The sequence below is a fragment of the Arthrobacter sp. NicSoilB8 genome (assembly GCF_019977355.1).
GTDB lineage: Bacteria > Actinomycetota > Actinomycetes > Actinomycetales > Micrococcaceae > Arthrobacter.
Map to the genome: position 1 here is coordinate 2,770,226 of NZ_AP024655.1, position 26,071 is coordinate 2,796,296.

At 66.9% G+C, this 26,071-nt stretch carries 23 protein-coding genes; 14 read left to right on the top strand and 9 right to left on the bottom strand.

Going from position 1 to position 26,071, the window contains the following annotated elements; genetic code table 11:
- Positions 1–90: 90 nt before the first annotated feature.
- From pdxS to LDO15_RS12495, 6 genes are all read right to left on the bottom strand, one after another.
- Positions 91–1,017, bottom strand: coding sequence for a pyridoxal 5'-phosphate synthase lyase subunit PdxS (gene pdxS, locus LDO15_RS12470; protein WP_223979184.1), 927 nt, complete (start codon positions 1,015–1,017; stop codon positions 91–93).
- A 208-nt stretch (positions 1,018–1,225) separates the two neighbouring features.
- Positions 1,226–1,864, bottom strand: coding sequence for a phosphatidylinositol phosphate synthase (gene pgsA, locus LDO15_RS12475; protein ID WP_223979186.1), 639 nt, complete (start codon positions 1,862–1,864; stop codon positions 1,226–1,228).
- Positions 1,857–2,477 carry an HIT domain-containing protein gene (locus LDO15_RS12480; protein WP_223979188.1) on the bottom strand — a complete coding sequence of 207 codons (621 nt, stop codon included), beginning with the start codon at positions 2,475–2,477 and terminating at the stop codon, positions 1,857–1,859. The genes pgsA and LDO15_RS12480 overlap by 8 nt, the downstream gene beginning before the upstream one ends.
- Positions 2,478–2,496: 19 nt before the next feature.
- On the bottom strand, positions 2,497–4,506 hold the full coding sequence (thrS, locus tag LDO15_RS12485) for a threonine--tRNA ligase (RefSeq protein WP_223979190.1): 2,010 nt from the start codon (positions 4,504–4,506) through the stop codon (positions 2,497–2,499).
- Between the two features lie 167 nt (positions 4,507–4,673).
- The gene (gene dnaE / locus LDO15_RS12490; protein ID WP_223979192.1) at positions 4,674–8,198 is read right to left on the bottom strand and encodes a DNA polymerase III subunit alpha; all 3,525 of its coding nucleotides are present in this window, start codon (positions 8,196–8,198) and stop codon (positions 4,674–4,676) included.
- Positions 8,195–8,530, bottom strand: coding sequence for a DUF6504 family protein (locus tag LDO15_RS12495; RefSeq protein ID WP_223979194.1), 336 nt, complete (start codon positions 8,528–8,530; stop codon positions 8,195–8,197). The genes dnaE and LDO15_RS12495 overlap by 4 nt, the downstream gene beginning before the upstream one ends.
- A gap of 232 nt (positions 8,531–8,762) precedes the next feature.
- Here LDO15_RS12495 and LDO15_RS12500 point away from each other — a divergent pair, with 232 nt between their 5' ends.
- Entirely contained in the window at positions 8,763–9,149 is a 387-nt protein-coding gene (locus LDO15_RS12500; RefSeq protein WP_223979196.1) for a hypothetical protein, read from the top strand.
- Between the two features lie 18 nt (positions 9,150–9,167).
- Here the strand turns inward: LDO15_RS12500 and LDO15_RS12505 are convergent, their stop codons facing one another.
- A complete protein-coding gene (locus tag LDO15_RS12505; protein WP_223987328.1) occupies positions 9,168–9,494 on the bottom strand; it encodes a chorismate mutase in 327 nt (108 codons plus the stop codon).
- Between the two features lie 14 nt (positions 9,495–9,508).
- Here LDO15_RS12505 and LDO15_RS12510 point away from each other — a divergent pair, with 14 nt between their 5' ends.
- The 9 genes from LDO15_RS12510 (at position 9,509) to LDO15_RS12550 (ending at position 21,463) form a co-directional block, all read left to right on the top strand.
- Positions 9,509–9,931 carry a VOC family protein gene (locus LDO15_RS12510; RefSeq protein ID WP_223979198.1) on the top strand — a complete coding sequence of 141 codons (423 nt, stop codon included), beginning with the start codon at positions 9,509–9,511 and terminating at the stop codon, positions 9,929–9,931.
- A 474-nt stretch (positions 9,932–10,405) separates the two neighbouring features.
- Entirely contained in the window at positions 10,406–11,029 is a 624-nt protein-coding gene (locus LDO15_RS12515; protein WP_223979200.1) for a hypothetical protein, read from the top strand.
- 153 nt (positions 11,030–11,182) lie between these two features.
- Positions 11,183–13,159 carry an amino acid transporter gene (locus LDO15_RS12520; RefSeq protein WP_223979202.1) on the top strand — a complete coding sequence of 659 codons (1,977 nt, stop codon included), beginning with the start codon at positions 11,183–11,185 and terminating at the stop codon, positions 13,157–13,159.
- A 440-nt stretch (positions 13,160–13,599) separates the two neighbouring features.
- Positions 13,600–13,698: a potassium-transporting ATPase subunit F gene (locus LDO15_RS12525; RefSeq protein ID WP_223979204.1), complete on the top strand. Its 99-nt coding sequence runs from the start codon at positions 13,600–13,602 to the stop codon at positions 13,696–13,698.
- 7 nt (positions 13,699–13,705) lie between these two features.
- Positions 13,706–15,373: a potassium-transporting ATPase subunit KdpA gene (gene kdpA, locus LDO15_RS12530; protein WP_223979205.1), complete on the top strand. Its 1,668-nt coding sequence runs from the start codon at positions 13,706–13,708 to the stop codon at positions 15,371–15,373.
- Positions 15,370–17,496, top strand: a complete 2,127-nt coding sequence (gene kdpB / locus LDO15_RS12535; RefSeq protein WP_223979206.1) for a potassium-transporting ATPase subunit KdpB — start codon at positions 15,370–15,372, stop codon at positions 17,494–17,496. Before kdpA ends, kdpB begins: the two co-directional genes overlap by 4 nt.
- A gap of 10 nt (positions 17,497–17,506) precedes the next feature.
- A complete protein-coding gene (kdpC, locus tag LDO15_RS12540) occupies positions 17,507–18,118 on the top strand; it encodes a potassium-transporting ATPase subunit KdpC (protein ID WP_223979207.1) in 612 nt (203 codons plus the stop codon).
- A gap of 25 nt (positions 18,119–18,143) precedes the next feature.
- Complete coding sequence (locus LDO15_RS12545) at positions 18,144–20,792, top strand: DUF4118 domain-containing protein (protein WP_223979208.1); 2,649 nt, start codon at positions 18,144–18,146, stop codon at positions 20,790–20,792.
- The gene (locus LDO15_RS12550; protein ID WP_223979209.1) at positions 20,789–21,463 is read left to right on the top strand and encodes a response regulator; all 675 of its coding nucleotides are present in this window, start codon (positions 20,789–20,791) and stop codon (positions 21,461–21,463) included. Before LDO15_RS12545 ends, LDO15_RS12550 begins: the two co-directional genes overlap by 4 nt.
- Here LDO15_RS12550 and LDO15_RS12555 read toward each other — a convergent pair.
- Positions 21,445–22,152, bottom strand: coding sequence for a CocE/NonD family hydrolase (locus LDO15_RS12555; RefSeq protein WP_223979210.1), 708 nt, complete (start codon positions 22,150–22,152; stop codon positions 21,445–21,447). The two genes, LDO15_RS12550 and LDO15_RS12555, sit on opposite strands and share 19 nt — an antisense overlap.
- Before the next feature lie 245 nt (positions 22,153–22,397).
- On the bottom strand, positions 22,398–23,126 hold the full coding sequence (locus LDO15_RS12560) for an SOS response-associated peptidase (protein ID WP_263428395.1): 729 nt from the start codon (positions 23,124–23,126) through the stop codon (positions 22,398–22,400).
- A gap of 184 nt (positions 23,127–23,310) precedes the next feature.
- On the opposite strand from LDO15_RS12560, the gene LDO15_RS12565 reads away from it, so the two are divergent.
- The 4 genes from LDO15_RS12565 to LDO15_RS12580 all read left to right on the top strand — a co-directional run bounded on the left by LDO15_RS12565 (position 23,311) and on the right by LDO15_RS12580 (position 26,034).
- Positions 23,311–23,568 (top strand): mycoredoxin, encoded by a 258-nt coding sequence (locus LDO15_RS12565; RefSeq protein WP_223987332.1) that lies wholly within the window; start codon positions 23,311–23,313, stop codon positions 23,566–23,568.
- 138 nt (positions 23,569–23,706) lie between these two features.
- Entirely contained in the window at positions 23,707–24,792 is a 1,086-nt protein-coding gene (locus LDO15_RS12570) for an S-(hydroxymethyl)mycothiol dehydrogenase (protein WP_223979212.1), read from the top strand.
- Positions 24,789–25,448 carry an MBL fold metallo-hydrolase gene (locus LDO15_RS12575; protein WP_223979213.1) on the top strand — a complete coding sequence of 220 codons (660 nt, stop codon included), beginning with the start codon at positions 24,789–24,791 and terminating at the stop codon, positions 25,446–25,448. Before LDO15_RS12570 ends, LDO15_RS12575 begins: the two co-directional genes overlap by 4 nt.
- A gap of 85 nt (positions 25,449–25,533) precedes the next feature.
- Positions 25,534–26,034: a DinB family protein gene (locus LDO15_RS12580; RefSeq protein ID WP_223979214.1), complete on the top strand. Its 501-nt coding sequence runs from the start codon at positions 25,534–25,536 to the stop codon at positions 26,032–26,034.
- Positions 26,035–26,071 lie beyond the last annotated feature (37 nt).

Below are 26,071 nucleotides of genomic sequence, written 5' to 3' on the forward strand. Positions count from 1 at the left end.
GGGTCACCAAGAAGGTGACCCGCCGCCGTCGTCCAATCAGGAGCGTAAGGCGAAGGACGGTGTGATCCGTCCGGCGCCCGAAAGTGCGAACTACCAGCCGCGCTCGGCGAGGCGGTGCGGCTGCGGGATCTCGTCGACGTTGATGCCGACCATGGCCTCGCCCAGGCCGCGGGAGGCCTTGGCGATCTCGTCCGGGTCGTCGTAGAAGGTGGTGGCCTTCACGACGGCGGCGGCACGCTGGGCCGGGTTGCCGGACTTGAAGATGCCGGAGCCGACGAACACGCCGTCCGCGCCGAGCTGCATCATCATGGCGGCGTCGGCCGGGGTGGCGATGCCGCCGGCGGTGAACAGCACCACCGGGAGCTTGCCGGTCGCGGCAACTTCCTTGACCAGTTCGTACGGGGCCTGCAGTTCCTTGGCCGCGACGTAGAGCTCGTCCTCGGCCATGCCGGCGAGCTTCTTGATCTCGGCCCGGATCTGGCGCATGTGCGTGGTGGCGTTGGAGACGTCGCCGGTGCCGGCCTCGCCCTTGGAGCGGATCATCGCCGCGCCCTCGTTGATGCGGCGCAGGGCCTCACCCAGGTTCGTGGCACCGCAGACGAACGGAACGGTGAAGTTCCACTTGTCGATGTGGTTGGTGTAGTCGGCCGGGGTCAGGACCTCGGATTCGTCGATGTAGTCCACGCCGAGGGACTGCAGGACCTGCGCCTCGACGAAGTGGCCGATCCGGGCCTTGGCCATGACGGGAACGGACACGGCCGCGATGATCGCTTCGATCATGTCGGGATCGGACATGCGGGACACGCCGCCCTGGGCGCGGATATCGGCCGGAACGCGTTCCAGCGCCATCACGGCCACGGCACCGGCGTCTTCGGCGATGCGGGCCTGCTCGGCGTTGACGACGTCCATGATGACGCCGCCCTTGAGCATCTCCGCCATGCCGCGCTTAACGCGGCTGCTGCCCGTGACGTTCTTCGCGGACGCGCCGGCTTCGCTGCTTACATCAGGTGTAGACACAAAAACCCCTATGGGTAGATAGATGACCTCGCCGGGGCGCGGACAGCACGTTCATGACGTGTCTCGCACACACCGGATTACCGGATCCATTGGCCGGTAAAGCTAATACTAGCCCCCGGCCGCGGCGCGGCAGAATTCTGGTTACAGGAGCGCAAAGGCGCCCCGTGCCGGGGATTCGGCGGGTCCGCCGGGGCGGCGGGCAGAGCCGTCAGGCGGCCCGTTCGGAGGCGGTGCCTTCCGGTTCCGCCAGCGACTGACGGTGGACGGTCACGATGCGCTGGATCACTGTCACGAGGCTCGCCGTTGCGAGCAGGCACAGGGTCACGAACAGCACCACGGCGGGCAGTCCCAGTCCGGTGAGTCCCGTGACCACCAGCACCGACACAAGCCGTTCGGCGCGCTCGGCGATGCCGACGTTGGCATGAAAGCCCAGGGCTTCGGCCTTCGCCCGCGCGTAGGAGACCACCATGCCCAGCACGAGGCAGACGACGGCGGCGATGGCGATCGGCGCATTGGCGCCGCCCGTGAAGAACCAGACGGCGACGCCGGCGAACAGGGCGCCGTCGGCCACGCGGTCCAGGGTGGAGTCCAGGAAGTTGCCCCATCGTCCGCCGCGGTGCTGCATCCGGGCCATGATGCCGTCGATGACGTCGGAGAAGATGAAGGCCGTGATGAACAGGGTTCCCCAGAAGAGCTGCCCGAGCGGGTAGAACACGAGCGCGCCGACCACCACACCGAGCGTGCCCACCACCGTCACGGCGTCCGGGGAGACGCCGATCTTCAGCAGCCAGCGGGCCACCGGAGAAAACAGGGCGGTGAAGAACCCGCGCGCGTGCCTGTTAAGCATCCTGCTCCCCGGCCGACTCGTGCGCCGCGGGCGTTTCCTGCGGCCAGGCGTCGGACACCTGCTGGCGCACCTCGCCGAGGGTCTGTGTGATCGCCTTGGTCTGGGCAATGATGGGGAAGAAATTCCCGTCCCCGCCCCAGCGCGGAACCACATGCTGGTGCAGGTGGCCGGCGATTCCAGCCCCGCCGGTGACGCCCTGGTTCATGCCCAGATTAAAGCCCGTGGGGTTGGCGACCTTGCGCAGCACCCGCATCGCCGTCTGGGTCAGTTCGGCGAATTCGGCCGTCTCCTCGACCGTGAGATCGGTGTAGTCGGGGATGTGCCGGTAGGGACAAATCAGCAGGTGGCCCGGGTTGTACGGGAAGAGGTTCAGCACCACGTAGCTGGTCCGTCCCCGGTACACGATCAGGGAGTCCTCGTCCTCGCGCTCGGGCGCGACACAGAACGGGCAGTCGTCAGGGTTCTTGAACTGGTGCTGGCCCCCCTTGATGTACGCCATCCGGTGCGGGGTCCACAGGCGCTGGAAAGCGTCCGGGACCCCGGCCAGGCCGAAGTCGTCCGTCACGGCGTGGTCGCCCGGATACTCCGGCCCGGCCCCTGTGGATTCCTGCACGCGCTGCCCTTCCGTAGGCCTAGCTGGTCCGGTTCCGGACAGCGTCGACGATCCGCTGGACGGCCTCGGCGACGGGCACGCCGTTGTCCTGGCTGCCGTCGCGGAAACGGAAGGACACCGCTCCGGCCTCGGCGTCGTCACCGCCGGCGATCAGCACGAACGGGATTTTGTCTTTGCTGGCAGTGCGGATCTTCTTCGGGAACCGGTCCGAGGAGATGTCCACCTCGGCTCGGATGCCGGCCGCCTTGAGCTGGCCCACGACGTCGAACATGTAGTCGTTGAAGGCCTCCGCCACCGGGATGCCCACCACCTGGACGGGTGCCAGCCAGGCGGGGAAGGCACCGGCGTAGTGTTCGGTCAGCACGCCCATGAAGCGCTCCACCGAGCCGAACAGGGCACGGTGGATCATCACGGGCCGCTGGCGGGTGCCGTCGGCGGCCTGGAACTCGAGCTCGAAGCGTTCGGGCAGGTTGAAGTCCAGCTGGATGGTGGACATCTGCCAGGTGCGGCCGAGCGCGTCCTTGGCCTGGACCGAAATCTTGGGGCCGTAGAACGCGGCTCCGCCCGGATCCGGGATGAGCTCAAGCCCGGAGGCTTCGGCCACTTCGGCCAAGGTGCGGGTGGCTTCCTCCCAGGTGGCGTCGTCGCCGACGAACTTGTCCGGGTTCTTGGTGGAGAGCTCGAGGTAGAAGTCGTCCAGGCCGTAGTCCTTGAGCAGGCCGAGGACAAAGTTCAGCGTGGTGGTGAGCTCGTCCTTCATCTGCTCGCGGGTGCAGTAGATGTGGGCGTCGTCCTGGGTCATGCCCCGGACGCGCGTGAGGCCGTGCACCACGCCGGACTTCTCGTAGCGGTAGACCGAGCCGAATTCGAAGAGCCGGAGCGGGAGTTCACGGTAGGAGCGTCCGCGGGAGCGGAAAATCAGGTTGTGCATGGGGCAGTTCATCGGCTTGAGGTAGTAGTCCTGGCCGGGCTTACGGACCGTGCCGTCCTCGTTCAGTTCCGCGTCGATGTGCATCGCCGGGAACATGCCCTCGCGGTACCAGTCCAGGTGGCCGGAGACCTCGTACAGGTGGCCCTTGGTGATGTGCGGGGTGTAGACGAACTCGTAGCCGGCATCCACGTGGCGCTGCCTGGAGTAGTCCTCCATGGCCTTGCGGATGATGCCGCCCTTGGGGTGGAACACCGGCAGGCCGGAACCGAGCTCGTCCGGGAAGGAGAACAGGTCCAGCTCCGCGCCGAGCTTGCGGTGGTCGCGGCGCTCGGCTTCGGCGATGCGCTCCTGGTAGGCCTTGAGCGCATCTTTGGTGGGCCAGGCGGTGCCGTAGATGCGCTGCAGCTGCTGGTTGTTCTGGTTGCCCAGCCAGTAAGCGGCCGAGGACCGGGTCAGGGCGAAGGCGTTGGAGATCAGTTTGGTGTTCGGCAGGTGCGGGCCGCGGCACAGGTCGCACCAGATGCTGTCCCCGCTCTTGCGGTCCACGTTGTCGTAGATCGTGATGTCGCCGGCGCCCACCTCGACGTTGACGCCCTCGCCGGCGTCGGCGGCCTCGTTCTTCTTGCCCAGCAGTTCGAGCTTGTAGGGCTCGTCCTTCATCGCCTCGCGGGCCTGGTCCTCGGTGACGACGCGGCGCACGAACTTCTGGTTCTGGTTGATGATCTTCTGCATCATCTTTTCCAGCTGGCGGAGGTCTTCCGGGGTAAACGGTTCCGCGACGTCGAAGTCGAAGTAGAAACCGTCCGTGATGTAGGGGCCGATGCCGAGCTTCGCGTCGGGGCGCAGCTGCTGCACGGCCTGGGCCATGACGTGGGCCGTGGAGTGGCGCAGGACGTTGAGCCCGTCGGGGGAATCAATGGTGACAGCCTCGACCGCGGCGTCCTCGGGAAGGGGCTGGTCCAGGTCCTTCAACTCGCCGTTGACGCGGGCCACAACAACATCGCGGCGCTCAAAGAAGAGTTCCGCGCCGGTGGTCCCGGTAGTCACCTTGTTCTCTTCGCCGTCGACGAGAAGGGTGATCTGCTGGGCATCTGACACGGGTGTCTCCTATTCAAAGTTAAGGCTTCGTAGCTTGTGGCGTACGGGGACCACAGCCAGCCTCGTCCATGCTATCGGTTTAGGAGGGGCCAACCAACGCGCCACGGCCGCAGCCGCAAACCACGCGCCGGCCGCGGGGAAGGGCGCTGAAGGGCGCCGAAGGGCGATCAGCCGCCCAGCCCGGTGATGGCGAGGTTCCTGCCGATCCCGTCCAGAGGGCCGGGCAGGAAGGCGGCCAGGGGGCCGGGCGGGGAGGGCTCGTGCCGGCCCGCGGCGCCGGGGCCCGGTTCCGGGAACGGCAGGGTCTCCGGGCGGCTGAGGTCCCAGGCCATGCTGGCGCTGATGCTGATCCCCCGCGGTCCGGTCCTGCGGGTGGTCCCGCGGATCAGCAGCAGGCGTGTGCCGAACAATAGTGACCCGGCCTGCTCCTGCGCCTCGTGGAAGAAGACCGAATCCACGCAGCCCGTGCCGTCGTCGATACTGATGAACACCACCCGCCGGCCGCCGCGCATGGGCGGGGTCTGGGTGGCAACCCGCACCCCGGCCACAAGCACTTCCGTGCCGTTGCGCAGCCCCAGGAGCCTGTCCGCGGTGGTGACGCCGAGCCGGTCCAGCAACGGACGGTGGCTGGTCATGAGGTGCTCGCTGACGTCCACGGCCATCAGGTCCAGTTCAGCCCGGACGTTGTCCACCATGCTGGGGGCGGGCAGCACCGCTTCCAGGTTCCTCAGTTCCACGTCACCCAGGGGCAGCGCCAGCTGGCCCTCGATGACCTCCACCCCCTTCCGTTGGGGCCGGGCCTGGAGCTTTTGCAGGTGTTGGACCAGGTCTGCCCGGTTGGCCGCTCCCCCGGAGGCCCGGTGCAGTGAATCGAAGGCGCCGAGCTGGGCCAGCCGCTGGATGCTCGGCCTGCTCAGCCGCGACCTGGCGCGCAGGTCCGCCAGGGAATCGTAGGGCTGGCCGGCCACAATCCGTTTCAGCTCGGCGCCGGAGAGTCCGAAGATGCCGTTCAGGCTCAGCCGGATTCCCAGCTTTCCCTGGTCCGGGCCTGATTCCACCGGCTCCACCCGGTACTCGGCCCGGCTGCGGTTGATGTCGAGGGGAAGGATGGGGATGCCGAGCCGGCGGGCCTCGGCCACGAGCAGGCGTTTGGGGTACATGCCGGGGTCGTGTTCCCAGAGCCCTGCCAGGAAGGCCTCCGGGTGGTGCGCCTTGAGCCAGGCCGACTGGTAAGTGGGCACGGCAAAGGCGGCACCGTGGGCCTTGCAGAACCCGAAGCTGCCAAAGGCCTTCAGCGTGCCCCAGACCTTGTCCACCACCTCGGGACTGTAGTTCCGGGCCCGCGCTTCTTTCCGGAAGAACTCCTCCACTTTGCCCTCCAGCACCTCGTTGCCCAGCGCCCGGCGGAATTCGTCGGCGCGCGCCAGCCCGCACCGGGTCATGACATCGAAGGTCTTGAGGATTTGTTCGTGGAAGACCGTGACCCCGTGGGTCTCCTTGAGGACCGGCTTGAGGTCAGGGTGCGGGTAGATCTCGGGGGCGAATCCGTGCCGGTGTTCCAGGAAGGGCCGGACCATGTCGGATTTCATCGGGCCCGGGCGGAACAGCGAGATGTCAATGATGAGGTCGTTGAATTCCCGGGGCGCCATCTTGCCGATCAGTTCGCGCTGGCCCGGGGATTCGATCTGGAAACAGCCCAGGGTGTGGGTGCTGCGGATCAGTTCAAAGGTTGGTTCGTCGTCGAGCGGGACCGCGTTGAGGTCGATGTGCCCGTCCTCGGCAATGTAAGCCGGTCCCGTCCCGTCCGGACCCGCCGGATGCGCGCCGGCGGCCACCACCTCGGCCTTGGAGGGGTGGAGCCGGATGACTTCGCGGACCGCGAAGGCCATGGCGCTCTGCATCCGGACGCCCAGGACATCGAGTTTGAGCATGCCCATCGGATCCATGTCGTGTTTGTCGAACTGGCTCATGGGCAGCCCCAGGCCGCTGGGCTGAACGGGGGTGCGGTCCAGCAGCGTGGCATCGCCGAGGATGACGCCGCACGGGTGCATGGAGATGTGGCGGGGCAGCCGGTCCAGCCGTTCCGTGAGGTCCACCAGCAGGTCCAGTTGCTGGTTTTCGGTGAAGCCGCGCTGCTCCACCCGGTTAGCGAATTCCTTCAGCTCGGGCTTCTCCATGAGGGCTTCGCGGAAATGGCAGGCCGAGAACCTCCACAGCTGCTTGGCGATTTCCCCGACCTCGCTTTCGTCCATGCCCAGGGCCAGGCCGGCGTCACGCACGGCACCGCGAGCGCGGTAGCCGTTCTGCATGCTCATCAGCGTGACCCGTTCGGCGCCGAAGCGCTCAAAGATCTTCCGGTAGACGTTGTGCCGTTCGGCGCTTTCAACGTCTATGTCGATGTCGGGCAGGGTGGCGCGGTCACGGGAGAGGAAGCGTTCGAAGATGAGGTCGTGCTGGAGCGGGTTCACCTGGCTGATGTCGATCAGGTAGTTGACCAGGCTGGAGGCGCCCGAACCGCGGGCGGCGGCCCGGACGCCCAGGGCCAGGATCATACGGGAGACCTCGGCGACGGTCAGGAAATAGGAGGCGAAGCCCAGCGAGTCGATGATCCGGAGCTCGTGCTTCAGGCGGTCCCGCATCTGCCGTTCCTGTTGCCCGGAGATGCCCGGGAAGCGGCGGCCGATGCCGGCCTCACAGCGCAGGGTCAGCTCGGCGAGCGCGTCGCCGGCGATCCCGATCACGGACGCTTCCGGAACCACTGGCTGCTTCCACCCCATGTCGGCTACGGGATCCATGCGGCAGCGGTCCGCGAGCGCCTCGGTCTGGGCGAGGAGCCGGTTGAGGTCCGTCGTGCCGTAGCCGGCGGCGTGGATGATCTCCTGGCCCAGCTGCAGCATCCGGGCCGCTGATTTGAGCCAGCCCTGCCCGTTGGGCTGCAGCAGCGGGGCGGCGGAGAGCTCGGGGAGGGATTTGAGCGTCCGCGCCGAGTCCAGCACATCGGCGGTGGCCGCGCCGTCCTCGGCGACATACCGCACGGCGTTGCTCAGCACGGCGGGCACCCCGTGTTCCGCGGCGAGTTTGAGCATGCGCACCGCGTGGGCGGTGCTCAGCGGCTCCCCGGGCGGACTCAGCTGGGATACCACTTCCGCTGCCAGCGTCCCGGGGGGCAGGGCGTCCAGCCAGCGTTTGAACAAGGTGCGGGGGCGCAGGTATCTCCGGCCGCTCATGGCGCGGCCGACGTCGGAGTCCGGGCCGATCAGGACCGTCAGGACCGGCTGGAGGGTTTCCGGGTCCACCGTGCGGGAGGCCAGCTCCGCCCGGGTGACGGCCACCGGCACCGCTCCCCCGGCTTTGCCCGTAGTGCGGGCGTGGGCGTCGGAGATCAGCCGGCACAGCGCCCGGTAGCCGGCGCCGTTGTTGTGGCCGTGCGCGAGCACGACGACGCGTCCCCCGAGCTGGGTGCGGAGGTCGCCGTCGTCGTCAAAGACCGCGAGGTCCACGCCGACGATCGCGTCCAGCCCGGCGGCCATGCACGCCTTCAGGTGCTTGACGGTTCCGTACAGGCCGTCGCGGTCCGTGCAGGCCAGCGCGGTGGCGCCGTCGGCGGCCGCGGCCGCGGCCAGTTCCTCCGGCCACGAGACGCCGTAGTGGGCGCTGAAGGCGGTGGAGACGTGCAGGTGGGTGAAGTTCATGCTGTTTCGGGCTTCCGCAGGGGCTTCAGGGCGTCGTGGATCCGCAGGAGCCGCCACCGGCCGCTGCCGATGTGCCGGCTCAGGTCCAGGGTGAGGGTGGATTCCGCGGTGTCTTCCCCGGCGGCGCGCACCTGGACCCGCCAGATCTCATGGTCGACCAGGCCCGGACCGCTCCCTATCGGCGCCCGGGCTTCCTCCGTCCACCACTGGCGGCGTTCATACCAGCGGACGGGTTCCGCACAGACCGTGTAGCGCCGGCCCGCCCAGTCCAGGCGCAGTGGCTGCCCGGAGGGCGTGCAGGCAACATCGACGGACTCGCTGAACATCCCCACATTGCCTCCCGCGCCGTCCGCATGCCGCCGGCCCTGTCCGTGCCGGCGATCCCCTGCTGGATCTCAGTTAGCTGATCCTTGCCAACCAGAACCAAGACCAACCAGAACCGGGCTCAACCAAAAGCAGGTTCATATTCGAACATATATTCGAATAAATACAGTCTACGTCGGGGAGGCGACAAAACCCAGTTCAGGGGTGGACGGACGCTGGTGCAGGTAGCAGGATTGAGCCATGAGCTCCCACAACGCACTCCTGAAGCACGTAAGCATCGCCGCCAAGGATTCAATCTTGGTGGCGACTTTTGATATAGACGGAAACATTCCCGGCCAGGGCGCCTATGTGGTGGGGCTCCTGGCGGCAACCCCTGACTATTCCCACCAGCGCAGAATGGGGATCGAGTTCATGAACGGCGAGGCCGTTTCCTTCTACTGCTTCAGCCATGACGGCACGGAGGAGAATTTCGATCTCAAGGGGGTTGAGCATTCGGGCAACACCATTACCGGCCATTTCCCCCTCACCACGGTGCTGGGGCTGCCAAAGGGCCACCTCATGACGGCGTTCAGCGACGCCGACGGCCGCGAGTACCAGGCCAACGTGCCAGTCGAAGAGGCCCTCTAAGCCCCTCCCCAGCAACTCCTACGTGCTGGACTTGTACACTTCCAGCTCGAGGGTGATGAAGGCATCGATCATGGCCCGGTAGGTCTTTTCGACGAGCTCGACGTCGATGTCCTTCTTTTCCGCCGTGGCGCGGACGTGTTCGATGACGCGCTCCACGCGCCCGGGTGCACGGACCTCAGCGCTGTCCGCCTTGAGGGTTCCGGCGATCCGGATCAGCCGTTCGCGGCGTCCGATCAGGGTCACGATCTGCTCGTCCACCTCGTCAACAGCCACCCTCACGGCAGCGAGCTGTTCCCGGTCGGCCTGGGCGGTCTTGTCGTCTGCGTGATTTGTGGGCATGTGCATGACAGTATCGAAAGATGCAGCCACGAGTCGACTTAATTTCGCTGGGTGTCCGCAGTGTTGACGCCTCACGCCGCTTCTACGTTGATGGCCTCGGATGGCCCGTCCACCGGGAAGTCCCCGGCGAGGTGCTCTTCATCCAGGTCAACCACGGCCTCCTCCTCTCGCTCTGGGACGCGGGCCAGATGCAGTCCGAAGCGGCCACCGATCCCCCTGCCGGCATTGCGTCCATCACACTGAGCCACAACCTTGCCAGCACGGCGGAAGTCGACTGGGTGATGGCCGAGGCCGAGTCCGCCGGAGCCCTCATCGTCGCGGCACCGAAGACCCAGCCCTGGGGCGGTTACACCGGCTACTTCGCCGATCCCGACGGCTACCGCTGGGAGGTCGCCTTCAACCCCGGCTGGGCGGTCGACGGCGGCGGCAAAGTGACACTGTGAACAAGGCAGTAAACACGTAAGGTGAGGTCGCGCGCAGGGTGTGTCGATCACACCATGCCCTCTACAAAGCCAGCAGGAAAGACACCGACGTCCGGACCTGGCTCAAGTCCACTGCCTCAGCACCAGAGGCCTCCATAGCAGGTTTCAATGCTCAGGCTGCATGTTCTTCAGGCCGAACTGTCAATGGCGCACCAGAACATTATGCGGCTCCGGCATGAACTTGACCGCCGAACGCCGTGCCGCAACTCTCTGATCTCTCCAGTCCCGGGTCTCCGCCGAAACAAGCCCCTACTGACTTCCGCCCCGTTAGTGAGCCCGGACAGGCCGGCGTTAAGATCACGCAAATATCCGGGATTCCGGCATATGGAAAGCGTTAAGGCCCGTTCCGTTGAGGTTTCGGCGGTGGTGTCATAAGACACGAGGACACTGCGGCCACTGTGGTCGCGGTCAGATCCTCGGCAGGAGCAAACCAGAATGAACACCAAATCCCGGCGGATACCGGACGCATCGAGTCTTCCGGTCACAGGCGGCACGAACCGGGATTTCATCGCTGTCGATGACAGCGGGGACTTTTCCTACCACCGGTCCGAAGGGGAACTGCTGGCGGCCTTTGAATACGTCGGGGAAGCTGCGTGCATCATCGACCGCAACGGAAGCGCCTACCGCCTGGCCCTGGATCCTAACCGCCGCCTGATTCTTGGGCCCTCGATCGGACCGGTGGAATTCCATTGGCTCCGCCACGCCTGGACGGACGCGCAAAACGCACACCCTGAAGGACACCGGATCCGGCGCTTCTACCCCGTTACCAGGGACGAAGCGGTGACGGCCCTGTTCGAAACCCTCGCCTTGGAACACGGGCCAGAGACGGCCGAGGGTTCATGGTTTCTTGACATCAACGGCGTTGCATCACACCCAAGCAATCTGGAGGAGATCGACCGCCTGCTCACACACCAGGACCTGCTGAAGCAGCGTGTCCGCGTGAAAGACCCCTTCGGACACACCTACCGGCCGTTGCGGCGCCGCAGACACTGGTACCTGCGGGCAAGTGCAGGATCCAATCTCTACATTGAAATCCCGGCCCCGGTCGCGTCTCGCTGAACCCGTTACCCCACACCAAACACCCGTCATGGCGGCCGCGTCGATCCGGTGTTAAGGATCCGTCAAGATCGGTGCCGGTCCGGGATCGGCGCCCGGAGCCGGTGTTATCGTCGGCAGTGGACACGATGGCGGGCATCGCGCGGAGAGGCATAGATGACCACGATGAGCAGGCCGCCTGCGGATCCTTCGGCGGTGCGGCCGGGAGCCGGGGACAACTTCAGGAGATGGCTGCTGTTCGGCCTGCAGGACGCTAAGGGGGTCCACCAGGGACCGGGCGCGGTGAGCGACTCGCACCTGAAGAAGCATGCGTGGTGGCAGGTGATGTGCCTGACCGGTGTCGACTACTTCTCAACCCTCGGCTACCAGCCGGCCATCGCGGCCCTGGCCGCGGGCGTGATCTCGCCGCTAGCGACCATCGTGTTGGTGGCTGTCACCCTGCTGGGCGCCCTGCCCGTCTACCGCCGGGTTGCCGGTGAGAGCCACCGCGGCGAGGGCTCCATCGCCATGCTGGAGCGGCTGATGCCGCGCTGGGGCGGGAAACTCCTTGTGCTGGTCCTGCTGGGGTTCGCCGCGACGGACTTCATGATCACCATGACGCTCTCCGCGGCCGACGCCACAGCCCACGCGATCCAGAACCCCCTCGTTCCGGGCTGGATGCAGGGTCAGAACGTGCCGGTCACACTGTTCCTGCTTGCCCTGTTGGGTGCCGTCTTCCTGCGCGGTTTCAAGGAGGCCATTGGCGTTGCCGTCGCCCTGGTCGGCATCTACCTGGGCCTGAACGTGGTGGTCGTGATCACGACCATCCTCGAAGTGTTTACCCACCCCGTTGCCGTGGGCGACTGGTGGCTTGCCCTGACCACCCAGCACGGGAGCCCGTTCATGGTCGTCGGGATCGCCCTGCTGGTCTTCCCCAAGCTGGCCCTTGGCCTGTCCGGCTTCGAAACCGGCGTCGCCGTGATGCCGCAGATCCAGGGACGCCCCGGTGACACCGAAGAGAAGCCGGCAGGCCGGATCAAGGGGGCCCGCCGGCTGCTGACCACGGCCGCCGTCATCATGAGCGCTTTCCTGATCACGACCAGCTTCACCACGGTGGTCCTGATCCCGGAGCAGGACTTCCAGCCAGGCGGGCCGGCGAACGGGCGCGCCCTGGCGTACCTCGCGCACGAATACCTGGGAAACGGCTTCGGCACGGTCTATGACATCAGCACCATTGCCATCCTGTGGTTCGCCGGGGCCTCCGCGATGGCCGGGCTCCTGAACCTCGTGCCGCGATACCTGCCCCGCTACGGCATGGCTCCGGGCTGGGCCCGCGCGGTCAGGCCGCTGGTGCTGGTGTTCACGCTCGTGGGGTTCCTGATCACCTGGCTCTTCGACGCCGACGTCGACGCCCAGGGCGGCGCCTACGCCACCGGCGTCCTGGTCCTGATGACCTCGGCCGCGGTCGCCGTAACCCTCTCCGCCCGGCGCGGGAAACAGCGCAAACGCACCATCGGCTTCGGGATCATCGCCGTCGTATTCATCTACACCACGATCGCCAACATCATCGAACGCCCCGAAGGCATCCGGATCGCCTCGTTCTTCATCGCGGGCATCATCGTGATCTCCCTGCTCTCACGCATCCGGCGCTCCTTCGAACTCCACGCCACCCACGTCCACATGGACCGCCAGGCACTGGAATTCATGTCCTCCAACCTGGACGGCCCCATCGCGATCATCGCCCACGAACCCCTGCGCCTGAGCCCCGAGGCCTACCGGGACAAACTGACCTCCGCCATCGAGGTCAGCCACCTTCCGGTGGACTACCAGGCCTTGTTCCTGGAAGTGATCGTGGACGATTCCTCCGACTTTGAGACGGCTCTGGAGGTCCGCGGGGTGGTCCGGCACGGCTACCACATCCTGGAAGTTCACGGACCCGTGGTGCCCAACACGATCGCCTCTGTGCTGCTGCACATCCGGGACGTGACCGGGCTGATGCCGCACATCTACTTCCGCTGGACCGAGGGAAACCCCGTCACCAACCTGCTGCGCTTCCTCGCGTTCGGTGAGGGCGAAATCGCCCCCGTCACCCGCGAAGTGCTCCGCGAAGCCGAACCGGACGTGACCAAACGGCCCTGGGTCCACGTCGGCTGAGTGCCGGCGGCCGGACGCGGTCCGGGATGCGCGCAGGGTCCTCTGCCCTGAACCGGCTGCCGGCGGGCCGGCCCTCCTTCACCCTCGCCCCCTATTGCCGGCAGCGTGTTCGGCTGCGGATTTTTCGACAAGCCGGGCGCTGGGTGCGCTGCCGTACACGCGGAGCATGGATGCGGGACGGTCCGGAATTTCCGCGCACGTTAAGACGGCGTCAAGATCCGTCCGCCGGGCGTTAAGAAACCATCAGGAACCGGCTTTTTGCCTCTGGAGAGGAGTTGACTTTCAGTAGCCCCGCAAACGGGGCGCGGATGAAAGGAACCTGCAATGGCCGACCTGGCTGTTATCGGAATCCTCATGGTAGCCATGGGGTTCGTCATGTGGATCGGCCACGTCCTGGCCGGAATGGTCGGCGGTGCCGATGACCGGCCGGAGGCCGGCCAATGAGCGCCGACGCGATCATGTGGCTCGTCCTGCTCATCGCCGGGCTGTGCCTCTTCGGCTACCTGCTGGCCGTCCTGATCCGCCCGGAAAAATGGTGACCGGATCATGACCTTCAACCCTGCATCCTTCGCTGTCCAGGTGGCCGCGCTCCTCATTGTCCTGGCCGCCCTGCACAAGCCCTTCGGCATCTACCTGGCCCGCGTATTCGAGGGCACCACGTCCAGCCGGCCCGAGCGCCTCTTCTACCGGCTCGCCGGGATCGACGCCACCACCGACCAGACCTGGTCCGTCTACCTGCGCAGCGTCCTGGCGTTCTCGGCCGTCTCGATCCTGGCCGTCTTCGGCCTGCAACGGCTGCAGGGCGTCCTGCCCGGCAGCGGATCCCTGCCCGGTGTCGACCCGTGGATTGCCATGAACACCGCCATTTCCTTTGTAACCAACACGAACTGGCAGACCTACGCACCGGAGACCACAATTGGCATCTTCGTGCAGATGACCCTGCTGGCGGTGCAGAACTTCCTCTCCGCCGCCGTCGGCATCGTCGTCGTCGTCGCCCTCATCCGCGGCATCGCCCGCACCAGGACGCAGCGCCTGGGCAACTTCTGGGTGGACCTGACCCGGACGACCTTCCGGGTCCTGCTGCCAATCGCGTTCGTCGCGGCCCTGGTCATGGTCCTAGGCGGCGTCGTTCAGAACTTCTGGCCCACCGACGTCACCAACCACGCGGCCGGGATCACCCAGAGCATTCCGGGCGGCCCGGTGGCGTCTCAGGAAGCCATCAAGGAGCTCGGGACCAACGGCGGCGGCTACTTCAACGCCAACTCCGCCCACCCGTTCGAGAACCCCAACGCCCTCATCAGCTTCTTCGAGGTGTTCCTGCTCCTGCTCATCCCCTCGGCCCTGCCCTACGCCTTCGGCCGGATGGTGGGTGACCAGAAACAGGGCTACACGGTGGTCGCCGTGATGGGCACCCTGTGGTTGGCTTCGATTTCGCTGATGGGATGGGCCGTCTCCACCGGCCAGGGCACCGCGACGGCCGCCGCCGGCGGCCTGGGCGAAGGCTTCGAACAGCGCTTCGGCCCTGTGCCGAGCGCGATCTTCGCCACCTCGACCACGCTGACCTCCACCGGCGCCGTCAACGTCGCCCACGACTCGCTGCCGCCGCTGGCCGGCGGGGTGGCCATGGTGAACATGATGCTCGGCGAAGTCGCCCCCGGCGGAACCGGGTCCGGGCTCTACGGGCTGCTGATCCTGTCCATCATTTCCGTCTTCATCGCCGGTCTCATGGTCGGTCGCACCCCGGAGTATCTGGGCAAGAAGATCGGCCCGACGGAAATGAAGCTGGCGGCCATGTACATCCTGGTCACCCCGACCCTGGTGCTGGCGCTGGCCGGCATCACCGTCCTGCTGCCGGACGCCGTGGCCAACGCCCCCGCCACGGGTCCGCACCAGTTCAGCGAAGTGCTCTACGCCTTCACCTCCGGGGCCAACAACAACGGCTCCGCGTTCGGCGGCATCACCACCTCGGGCCCCTACCTGTCGGTCATGATGGGCCTGGCGATGCTGCTAGGCCGCTTCCTCCCGATTGTCCTGGTCCTCGCCCTCGCCGGGTCCCTCGCCCGTCAGGGCAAGGTTCCCGCCTCCGCCGGCACCGTCCCCACCCACGGCCTCCTGTTCGGCGGCCTGCTGCTCGGCGTGACAGTGATCCTGACCGCCCTCAGCTACTTCCCGGCCCTTGCCCTGGGCCCCCTCGCAGAAGGACTCCTGAAATGACCCCGTCCCAGACGGACTTCGCCGCCGCCACCTACGCCGACGGCAACCCCCTCGGCACCCCCGGCGAGCACAAACACCACACCAAGGCCCCGGCAAAACTGACGCTTTCGTCCGTCGCGGCCGCCCTGCCGCTCGCGGTCCGGAAACTCTCCCCGCGGCAGATGATCCATTCCCCGGTCATGTTCACAGTGCTGGTCGGTGCCGCCCTGTGCACCGCGATCTCCCTGTACCGGCCCTCGGTGTTCGGCATCGCCGTCACCGTCTGGCTGTGGCTCACCGTTCTCTTCGGCACGCTCTCGGAGTCCATCGCTGAGGGCCGGGGCAAGGCCCAGGCCGACAGCCTCCGCGCCAGCCGCAAAGGCGTGACGGCCCGGCTCCGGCAGCCAGACGGCACCACGAAGGACATTCCCGGCACGGAGCTGCGGCTCAACGACGTCGTGATCTGCGAGGCCGGGGACGTGATCCCCTCGGACGGCGAAATCATCGAGGGCCTGGCCAGCGTCGACGAATCGACCATCACCGGCGAATCAGCCCCGGTGATCCGCGAATCCGGTGGTGACCGGTCGTCCGTCACCGGCGGCACGAGGGTGCTCTCGGACCGGATTGTTGTCCGTATCACCGCCGAGCCGGGCCAGACGTTCATCGACCGGATGATCAAGCTGGTCGAGGGCGCCGTGCGGCAGAAGACCCCGAACGAAATCGCCCTCCACGTCCTGCTGGTCTCCCTCACCATCGTGTTCCTGGCTGTCACCATGTCGCTGGCACCGTTCGCCGCATTGGCCGGCGCCACCCCGTCCCCGATCGTGCTGGTCGCCCTGCTGGTCTGCCTGATCCCCACCACCATCGGGGCGCTGGTCCCGGCGATCGGCATCGCCGGCATGGACCGGCTGGTCCAGCACAACGTGCTGGCCACCTCAGGCCGTGCCGTGGAAACCGCCGGAGACATCACCACACTGCTGCTGGACAAGACCGGAACCATCACCTACGGCAACCGCCGCGCCGTCAATTTCTTCCCCGCCAACCATGTGGACAGGATCCGGCTGATCGAAGCGGCCCGGGTCTGCAGCCTGGCCGACGAAACCCCCGAGGGACGCTCTATCGTGGACCTCGCCTCGGACAAGGGCGTGACCGGATCCGATCTGGCCACCCTTGAACGCTCCTCCGGCGATTTCGCCGTGGTCCCCTTCAGCGCCACCACCCGCATGAGCGGACTGGACATGGACGGGCTGCAGATCCGCAAAGGCGCCGCCTCCACGGTGACGGCATTCGTCGCCGAATACGGCGGCCACACCCCGGCCGAGGTTGACCACCGGGTCCAGGAAATCTCTGCCCAGGGCGGCACACCCCTCTTGGTCGCCCAGATCGACAAGGAGGGCCGGGCGGACATCCTGGGAACCATCCACCTCGCCGACGTCGTCAAACCCGGCATGAACGCCCGCTTCGCCGAACTGCGGCAAATGGGCATCCGGACCGTCATGATCACCGGCGACAACCCCATCACCGCCAAGGCAATCGCCGCCGAGGCCGGAGTCGATGACTTCCTGGCCGAGGCAACCCCGGAGGACAAGCTCGCGGTCATCAAGAAGGAGCAGGCCGCAGGGCGGCTGGTGGCCATGACCGGGGACGGCACCAACGACGCCCCCGCTCTGGCCGCGGCAGACGTCGGCGTCGCCATGAACTCCGGCACCCCCGCCGCCAAGGACGCCGCCAACATGGTGGACCTCGACTCCGACCCCACCAAACTCATCAACATCGTCGGCATCGGCAAACAGCTGCTCATCACCCGCGGCGCCCTGACCACCTTCTCCGTCGCCAACGATGTCGCCAAGTACTTCGCAATCGTTCCCGCCCTCTTCACCGCTGCCTTCCCGGGGCTGGGACTGCTGAACATCATGGGCCTGGCCACGCCGTCCTCGGCCATCCTGTCCGCGGTGATCTTCAACGCCCTGATCATCATCGCCCTGGTGCCGCTCGCTCTTCGCGGGGTCAAGTACCGTGCCGTCTCCGCCAACCAGGCACTGGGGCGGAACCTGCTGATCTACGGGCTCGGCGGCCTCATCGCCCCCTTCATCGGCATCAAAATCATCGACCTCATGATCTCCCTCATCCCCGGAATCGGCTAGGAACATCCCCATGAACACTCTCACTGGCTACCTCCGGCAGGCAGGCACCGCCGTCCGGTTCCTGTTCTTCGCCACCCTGGTCCTCGGCGCGGCCTACCCCTTGGCCGTCTTCGGCGTCGGACAGCTGATCGCCCCGTACCAGGCCAACGGTTCCATCATCAAAGACGGCACCGGCGCCCCGGCGGCCTCGGCCCTGATTGCCCAGGCCGCGGCCGACGATTCCGGCGCCCAGGACCCGCGCTGGTTTCACGCCCGGCCCTCGGCCGTGAAGTGGGACCCGGCGTCGTCCTCGCCGTCCAACCTGGGCCCCAACGATCCGAAACTGCTCGAGGCCGTCACCGCGAACCGGTCCGCCGTCGCCGCCGCCGAAGGTATCAGCGAGGAACAGGTGCCCGCCGAGGCGGTCACGGCCAGCGGTTCGGGACTGGACCCGGACATCTCCCCGGCGTATGCGCGGCTGCAGGTTCCCCGCGTCGCCGCGGCCCAGCATCTGAGCGCCGACACCGTGATGTCCCTGGTCGACAAGCACACCAACAGCGGCCTGACGGCCTTCCTGGGCCAGCCGTCCGTCAACGTGACGGCCCTTAACGTTGACCTGGCCGCCGCGGCCCCGTCCAAGTGAAAGTCCAAGCGGGAGGATAGCCCCCATGGCACGTGGAACGCTGCGGATCTTCCTGGGGGCCGCACCCGGGGTCGGCAAAACCTACGAGATGCTCGAAGAGGCGCACCGGCTCGGCAAGCGCGGCGAGGACGTCGTCGTCGCGTTCGCCCTGGACCACGGACGGGCCGACACAAGGGCCCTCATGGCGGGCCTTGAGATCATCCCGCCCCGACGCCTGCCCTACCGGGGCACCGAGTTCGAGGAAATGGACCTCGACGCCGTGCTGGCCCGGGCACCGGGAACCGCGGTCGTGGACGAATACGCCCACTCCAACATCCCCGGCAGCCGCCACACCAAACGCTGGGAGGACGTCGATGAACTCCTCAATGCCGGCATCAATGTCCTGTCCACGGTGAATATCCAGCATCTGGCGTCCCTCGGCGACGTCGTCAGCGCCATCACCGACGTCCGGCAGGCCGAGACGGTGCCGGACGACGTCGTGCGCCGCGCCGACCAGATCGATCTGGTCGACATTTCCCCGGAGCTGCTCCGCCAGCGCCTGGGCGACGGGAAGATCTACGCCGCGGACAAGATCGACGCCGCCCTGGCGAACTACTTCCGTCTCGGAAATCTCGCCGCCCTGCGCGAACTTGCGCTGCTGTGGCTGGCAGACCGGGTGGACGAAGGCCTGGCCAGGTACCGGGCCGAACAGGGCATCGAAGCCAGCTGGCCGGCCCGGGAACGCATCGTTATCGGGCTGACCGGCGGCCCGGAGGGCGAAGTCCTCATCCGCCGCGGCGCCAGGATCCTCAACCGGGTCAACGGCGGGGACCTCCTGGCGGTCCACGTCCGAGCCGCCGACGGTATCGCCGAGGAGTCGCCACAGGCGCTGGAGGCCCAGCGCCGCCTGATCCTGGACCTGGGCGGCAGCTACCACGTGGTGACCGGCGAGGATCCGGCCGACGCCCTCTTGGATTTCGCCCGCAGCGTCAACGCCACCCAGATCGTCGTCGGCATCTCCCGGCACAAAAAGCTCGCGGGCCTGCTGGAAAGCCTGCTCGGCGGCGGAGTCGGGACCAGGGTGGTCCGGGATTCGGGAGACATCGACGTCCATATGGTCTCCCACCCCCTGGGCGGCCGCGGCGCCGGCCCGCGGCAACAACGGGACCTTGGCCGTATCCGGGTCGCGGCAGGCTTCATCCTGGCAGGGGTGGTCCCCGTACTGCTGCAGATGCTCCTATTACTGAACCCGGATCAAAACGTCGCCACCGCGGCGCTTATCCAGCTCGCCGGGTCCGTTGCCGTCGCCCTCGTCGGCGGCCTCTGGCCCGCCATCCTCGCCGCCCTTTGGAGCAGCCTGCTGGTCAATTTCTTCTCCACCCCTCCGGTGGGCACTCTGACCATCAGCGACCCGCAGAATCTCCTCGCCCTTCTGGTCTTCGTCGGTGTCTCCGGCGCCGTCGCCGTCGTCGTTGACCTCTCCGCCCGCCGGTCCAAAGAGGCCGCCCGGGCCCGCGCGGAAGCTACCACGTTGGGCGACCTTACCCGCGGGGCCGCCGGCGCCGAGGACAACTTGAAAGGACTCCTGGAACAGGCCCTGGACGTATTCCAGGTCAGCGGCGCCGCCCTCTATACCTCCACCGGACACACCGGGACCGGAACCAATGGGAGCAGCGGCTGGCGGCTCGTTGCGCGGGCCGGCGACGTAGCCCCCGCCGCGCCGGAGGGGGCAGAAAACATCGAACAGATCGACCCCACGACCCGGCTCGTGCTCTCCGGCCGGACGCTGCCGGCCAGTGACAGACGGCTGCTCGGAGCCTTTGGCGTGCACCTGGCCGCACAACTGGAACGCCAACAACTGGCGGCCAGCCGCAGCGAAGTCGTGCGGCTAGCCGAAAGCAACACCATGCGCACCTCCATCCTCCGCGCGGTCTCCCACGACCTCCGCACACCCCTGGCTGGCATCAAACTGGCCGTCGGGGGCCTCAGACAGCCTGACGTCCACTACACCCCCGAGGAACAACAGGAACTGCTCGCCACCATCGACGAATGCTCCGACCGGCTGGACGCGCTGGTCGGCAACCTGCTGGACATGTCCCGGATCACCTCCGAATCCGTCAACCCGCTCATCAAACCGGTGCGCTGGTACGAAGTGATCCCGGCTGCCCTCCACGGAACCCCCGCCGGCAGGGTACGGGTGGAGCTGCCGGGAAACATGCCAGAAGTCGACGCCGACGCCGGAATGCTCGAACGCGTCATCGCGAACATCGTCGAAAACGCCGTCAAATACGCCCCCGACTCCGACATCGTCCTCGTCGGAGCAGCCGGCGGCCTCAGCCACGCAACTCTGCACGGCCACCCCGCGGGAGAACTGCGCATCATCGACCACGGCCAGGGCGTCCCCGCAGAGAGCGTCCTCCGGATGTTCCAGCCCTTCCAGCGCCTCGACGACGTCCCGCAGGCCACCGGCGTCGGGCTCGGCCTGGCCGTCGCCAAAGGCTTCACCGAGGCCATGGGAGGAACCCTCACCGCGGAAGCGACACCAGCGGGCGGACTGACCATGGTGATCCGGCTGCCGCTCTCCTCCGGCACCGCCTACGACCAAAATGCTGCCCAGGCCCCGATTCAGGCGCAGTCAGCCCTCCTGCGCCGGCACCACACCCGGCCCCTGTCCAGCAAGGAAGGCACGCTGTGAACGATGTGCTCGTGGTCGACGACGACCCCCATATCCTCAAAGCCCTCAACATCACCCTGCACGCTCACGGATACAACGTCACGACGGCCCCCGACGGCGAATCCGCCCTCCGGTCAGCGGCCCGGCACCCCTTCGGCGTCATCGTCCTGGACCTGGGCCTGCCCGACATCGACGGCACCACGGTCATCACCCGGCTCCGGCAATGGAGCCGCGTCCCTATCCTGGTTCTCTCCGCCCGGCACGGCTCCGATGACAAGGTCAAAGCACTTGACGCCGGAGCCGACGACTACGTCACCAAACCCTTCGGACTGGACGAACTCCTGGCCCGGCTTCGGGCCGTTCAACGCCGGAGCATCCAGGCCGACGAAGCCCCCATCGTGACCACAGCCTCCTTCACCGTCGACCTGGCCATGAGACGCGTCACCCGCAACGGTCAGGACGTGCGCCTCACACCCACCGAATGGGGCATCCTGGAACTCCTGGTCCGCAATCCCGAAAAACTCATCACCCAGCAGCAACTCCTCACCGAAATCTGGGGTCCCGCCTACACCAAGGAAGCCAACTACCTGCGCGTCTACATGGCACAGCTTCGCCGCAAACTCGAACCCGAACCCGGCAACCCCCGCCACCTCCTCACCGAGGCAGGCATCGGCTACAGGTTCCAGCCATGACCCGGCTGCCGGTCCCACTCAATAGTGGTGGGCGAACCACTCCTGCACCGTGGACGGTGACGGCCTGACGTCGAATCGGATTCGACCAGGCGTGTCACCGTACCCCAGGTGAGGCCTTGCAGTGCCGGGGAGAAAGCCAGAAGGCCGAACAGCGATTCGCGGCGCGTTTCGGGACGCGCACGGGTTGGGATCACTCGGGTCTCGCCTACTGTCCAAGCCTCTTGGGAGGGCCTGCCGTCAATGATGGCTACCTTCCATTCGGGTATCGACTGGGAAGCGAGGTCCCATTGGGCGTACCCGAGGTAGCTGGCGCCCCACGTGGCAAACACACCGGGAAACCAGTCCTGCCCCCGCATCCATTTGATGGTCGCCGGGCCGTCGTCGTGGTTCATTGCGAATCCATTGAATGTTCCGCCGGATCCGCCGGTGCCGCGCAGGCTCTGGATAAGAACCTGATAGCCGCGTTCGGCGATGAGCCGCGACACGAGGATGTTGGCTGACCGCCTCCCGTACGGTGTACGGATCAACCCCACCGGCGCCTTGGGATCGGCCGCGGGAAAATACCGGTCCGCCATCAGCGCCACCCCGTCCCGTTCCGGGATCGCCGAATCACGTTGTCCCCGCAGGGACGGCGACCGAACCGGCGGAAGACCAAGCAGCCAGCCCAGAAGCCGGCCTGACGTACTCATCGGCTCGCCTCGAATTGTCCTGGGGAACCTTCTTAGCGTGCGAGCCTCCTAGAACCTTTGCAAGTAGGACTGCACTTGCGCTCCCCACATGAATTGCGTTGATTGCGGCATAGGCACCAGAGGAGTCACGATCGACGTATTTCGGATAACCACCACAGTAAACAACCACCGCAGTAAACAACCACCGCAGTGGATTAGCGACGCACTGAGCCTGGGGACCAACGCCCCCAGCCCCGGCCGCGCCGCTAGAACAGGCTTCCCACCGGCTGGATGAGTTCCGGCGAGTCGTTCTTGACGTTCCCGACGGCGGTGCCGACGGCGTCGATCGTCCAGCCCTCGGCCACATCGTGCGCCCCCGAGCGGACCAGGTCCACCAATGCGGCAGCGTCTTCGGCGTGCGGGTCCAGCCACGCCTGCATGGTCTCGCGGTTCATCGGCAGCGGCACCCGGTCATGCAGGGCCGTGAGTTCCGCGAGCATCCCGCCGGCGTAGCCTTCGGGCGGCGAGTCGGTGGTGAGGATCGACGTCGAGAGCATCCAGCGGTGCGGGTCGCCGTCGGCCTTTGAGGGGTCTTTCCACCATTCGTACAGTCCGGCGAACACGATCGGGCCGCCGTCGCTCGGATGCACGTAGTAGGGCTGCTTGCCGCGGCCCTCGCCTTTCCACTCGTAATAGCCATCCGCGGGGACGGCACAGCGGCGGGACCGGGTCGCCTTCCGGAAGGCGGGCTTCTCCAGCACGCTCTCACTGCGGGCGTTGATCATCTTCGAGCCTATGCCCGGGTCCTTAGCCCAGGACGGCACCAGCCCCCAGCGTGCAATGTGCAGCTGCCGCACCGGGTCTCCGTCAACCAGCCGTTCGAGCAAGATGGGCACGTCCGCCGTCGGGGCGACGTTCCACGACGGCGGGATCACGATCTCTTCTTCGAGTTGGGCGTCGAACTCGGCCAGCAGGTCTCCGACGGCCCGGGCCATCACGTAGCGTCCACACATGTCCCCAGCATGCCACCGCACCCATTTACGTGTCATCCGTCCCCGGCTCCGCAACGTACGTGCGGGAATAGCGGGCCGCGCGGTACGGTTATTGAAAGTGACGTACGACTTCCGTGGGCTCCCGGCCCTGCATGCCGGCCCCAACCACCAGCTTGAGGAGAACTTCGTGGACTTCACCCCCGAAATCGGCACCATCACCATGTTTTCAACCACGTGGTGCGGCTACTGCACCCGGCTGAAGAAGCAGCTGGACGCGCAGGGCATCGGGTACACGGAGATCAACATCGAGGAAGTCGAAGGCACCGCCGATCTCGTCGAGCAGCTCAATGGCGGCAACCGCACCGTCCCCACCGTGCTGTTCCCGGACGGCACCGCCGCCACGAACCCCTCCGCAGCAGAGGTCAAGAGCAGGCTCGCCGCCTAGCCCTTCCCTTTATCCCCAGACGACCTGTCCCCGAACGGCGCAGAACCACGACGGCGCGGCCTCCCAAGGGCCGCGCCGCCGCCCGTTGTGCCAGTACGTTGTGCGGGTACCCCGTGATCAGAGCAGAGGAGCTTTTCCATGGTCCACAAAGTCAAAGCCGCAGTAGTCCGTTCCAAGAATGCCGACGTCACTCTCGAGACGATTCTGGTGCCGGACCCGGGCCCCGGCGAGGCCCTCGTCGACGTCCTCACCTGCGGCGTCTGCCACACCGATCTGCACTACAAGCAGGGCGCCATCAACGATGATTTCCCGTTCCTGCTCGGCCACGAGGCCACCGGTGTGGTCAGCGCCGTGGGGCCTGGCGTCACCGAAATTGCCCCCGGTGACCGCGTGGTCCTGAACTGGCGAGCCGTCTGCGGCGAGTGCCGTGCCTGCCGGCGCGGTGAGCCCCAGTACTGTTTCAACACCCACAACGCCACCCAGAAGATGACGCTGGAGGACGGCACGGAACTGACCGCCGCGCTTGGCATCGGCGCCTTCGCCGAAAAGACCCTCGTGGCCGCCGGCCAGTGCACCAAGGTCGACCCCGAGGCCGACCCCGCCGCCGTCGGCCTGCTCGGCTGCGGCGTCATGGCAGGCATCGGCGCCGCGATCAATACCGGAAACGTCCAGCGCGGCGATTCGGTCGCCGTGATCGGCTGCGGCGGAGTGGGCGTGGCGGCCGTCGCCGGTGCGGCGCTCGCCGGCGCCACCACCGTGATCGCCGTCGACATCGACGCCAAGAAGCTCCAGCGTGCCAAGGATCTCGGCGCCACCCACACGGTGGACTCCTCCGCCGTCGACCCGGTCGAGGCGATCCGCGAACTGACGGGCGGTTTCGGCGCCGACGTGGTGATCGACGCCGTCGGCCGTCCGGAAACGTACAAACAGGCCTTCTACGCCCGCGACCTTGCCGGCACCGTTGTCCTGGTGGGCGTGCCGAGCCCCGAAATGACCCTGGAACTGCCGCTGCTGGACGTGTTCGGCCGCGGCGGCTCGCTCAAGTCCTCCTGGTATGGCGACTGCCTGCCCTCGCGCGACTTCCCCGCATTGATCAGCCTCTACCGGCAGGGCAAGCTGGACCTGGACGCCTTCGTGACGGAGCGCATCACGATCGACCAGATCGAAGAGGCCTTCGGCAAGATGCACGCCGGCTCGGTGCTGCGCTCGGTGGTGGAGCTGTGAGCACCCGGATCGACCGTCTGGTCACCTCCGGGACGTTTTCGCTCGACGGCGGGACCTGGGACGTTGAGAACAACGTGTGGATCATCGGGGATGACGCCGAATGCGTGATCATCGACCCCGCGCACGATCCCGCTGCTGTAGCCGCCGCCGTCGCGGGCCGGACGGTCACGGCGATCCTGCTCACGCACGGCCATGATGACCACATCCGCGCCGTCGGCGAGGTCCGGACGCTCGTGAACGCGCCTGTGTACCTGAACCGGGACGACTGGATGCTTTGGGAGCGGGTCTTCCCCGGCACCGAGCCGGACCACGCGATTGCCGACGGCGACACGTTCGACGTCGCCGGGGCCAGGCTCGTGGCACTCCACACCCCCGGCCACTCACCGGGATCCGTCTGCTTCGTCCTTGAGCGCCAAGGCGCTGGGGTGGACGGCGCCGGGGTTGAAAACACGGTGTTTAGCGGCGACACGCTGTTCCAGGGCGGCCCGGGAGCGACCGGCCGGTCCTTCAGCGATTTCCCGACCATCATCGACTCCATCCGGAACCGGGTCCTGCCGCTCCCCGCGGACACGGTGGTACGCACCGGCCACGGGGATCCGACGACGATCGGCGAGGAAGCCCCGCACCTCGAGGAATGGATCGCGCGGGGGCACTGACCCCGTCCCGGTTCTTGCCATTGGCCCCGTGGAGGTCCGGTCCGGGTTTCCGCACCGGACCTCCCCCCCAATAGGATGTGGGGCCATGAGCCCATTCCCCAGCCTGGATCCTGCAACTCTCACCGCGGACCTGCGCACCCAGTTCGATGCGTTCCTCGATGAGCACCGGGCGGCACTGCACGACTGCCTGGACGGGCTAAGCGAGCAGGAGGCCCGGGCATCGCTGGTACCGTCCCGGACCACACTCCTGGGTCTGGTCAAGCACGCAACCTTCGTGGAGAAGGTCTGGTTCGACGAGGCCATCACGTGCAGGAGCCGGCAGCAGATCGGAATCCCGGCAACCCCCGATGAGTCGTTCATCCTCGAAGCGGCCGATACTATCGCGGACCTGCAGGCCGCCTACCGACGGGCCTGCGAGGAATCACGGCGGCGGGCCGCTTCCCTCGATCTTGACGACCTCGTCAAGGGTAACCGGCGCGGCCCGCTGCCCCTGCGGTGGGTCTACCTGCACATGCTCAGGGAACTCGCCCAGCACTGCGGCCACGCGGACATCCTGCGCGAGCAGATCCTCGCGGCCCGCCCCTGACGGCGCCGGCCGTCCGACCCCAAAAGGCCTGCAGGGC

Bases quoted from the DNA above. Each gene is read 5' to 3' on its own strand.
- pgsA (WP_223979186.1), bottom strand. From the start codon at position 1,864: ATGCTTAACAGGCACGCGCGCGGGTTCTTCACCGCCCTGTTTTCTCCG.
- dnaE (WP_223979192.1), bottom strand. From the start codon at position 8,198: ATGAACTTCACCCACCTGCACGTCTCCACCGCCTTCAGCGCCCACTAC.
- LDO15_RS12500 (WP_223979196.1), top strand. From the start codon at position 8,763: ATGAGCTCCCACAACGCACTCCTGAAGCACGTAAGCATCGCCGCCAAG.
- LDO15_RS12505 (WP_223987328.1), bottom strand. From the start codon at position 9,494: ATGCACATGCCCACAAATCACGCAGACGACAAGACCGCCCAGGCCGAC.
- LDO15_RS12510 (WP_223979198.1), top strand. From the start codon at position 9,509: ATGCAGCCACGAGTCGACTTAATTTCGCTGGGTGTCCGCAGTGTTGAC.
- LDO15_RS12515 (WP_223979200.1), top strand. From the start codon at position 10,406: ATGAACACCAAATCCCGGCGGATACCGGACGCATCGAGTCTTCCGGTC.
- LDO15_RS12520 (WP_223979202.1), top strand. From the start codon at position 11,183: ATGACCACGATGAGCAGGCCGCCTGCGGATCCTTCGGCGGTGCGGCCG.
- LDO15_RS12525 (WP_223979204.1), top strand. From the start codon at position 13,600: ATGAGCGCCGACGCGATCATGTGGCTCGTCCTGCTCATCGCCGGGCTG.
- kdpA (WP_223979205.1), top strand. From the start codon at position 13,706: ATGACCTTCAACCCTGCATCCTTCGCTGTCCAGGTGGCCGCGCTCCTC.
- kdpB (WP_223979206.1), top strand. From the start codon at position 15,370: ATGACCCCGTCCCAGACGGACTTCGCCGCCGCCACCTACGCCGACGGC.
- kdpC (WP_223979207.1), top strand. From the start codon at position 17,507: ATGAACACTCTCACTGGCTACCTCCGGCAGGCAGGCACCGCCGTCCGG.
- LDO15_RS12545 (WP_223979208.1), top strand. From the start codon at position 18,144: ATGGCACGTGGAACGCTGCGGATCTTCCTGGGGGCCGCACCCGGGGTC.
- LDO15_RS12555 (WP_223979210.1), bottom strand. From the start codon at position 22,152: ATGAGTACGTCAGGCCGGCTTCTGGGCTGGCTGCTTGGTCTTCCGCCG.
- LDO15_RS12560 (WP_263428395.1), bottom strand. From the start codon at position 23,126: ATGGCCCGGGCCGTCGGAGACCTGCTGGCCGAGTTCGACGCCCAACTC.
- LDO15_RS12570 (WP_223979212.1), top strand. From the start codon at position 23,707: ATGGTCCACAAAGTCAAAGCCGCAGTAGTCCGTTCCAAGAATGCCGAC.
- LDO15_RS12580 (WP_223979214.1), top strand. From the start codon at position 25,534: ATGAGCCCATTCCCCAGCCTGGATCCTGCAACTCTCACCGCGGACCTG.